1 pseudogene is annotated in these 232 nt (G+C 68.5%); it reads left to right on the top strand.

From position 1 onward, the window contains the following. A pseudogene (locus KVT38_RS34330) lies at positions 1–232 on the top strand (MBL fold metallo-hydrolase); the annotation flags it as partial.

Genomic DNA, 232 nt, shown 5'->3' with positions numbered 1-232 from the left:
ATGTGCACGCCGTGCGAACGCTGATAGCGAACGTCGTGAGGATCGGCGAGCCTGGCACAAGCGAATGGCCGCGGACCGACGCCGGCGTCGTCGGGTGTGCGGACGTCATCGCCGAGGCCGCGACATCCCTTTACGGAGAGATGCCTCCTCGCGCGATCGTGCTGACGCACGGCTACTTCGTCCATGTCGGGTCGCTGCGCCCGCTGCTGGCGCGTAGGCGCGTGCCCGTGGA

The sequence above is a fragment of the Cohnella sp. GbtcB17 genome (assembly GCF_019091135.1).
In the GTDB taxonomy this organism is placed as follows: domain Bacteria; phylum Bacillota; class Bacilli; order Paenibacillales; family Paenibacillaceae; genus Cohnella.
Note: the sequence above shows the minus strand (reverse complement) of the source record. Positions and strands in the feature narration are given on the sequence as shown.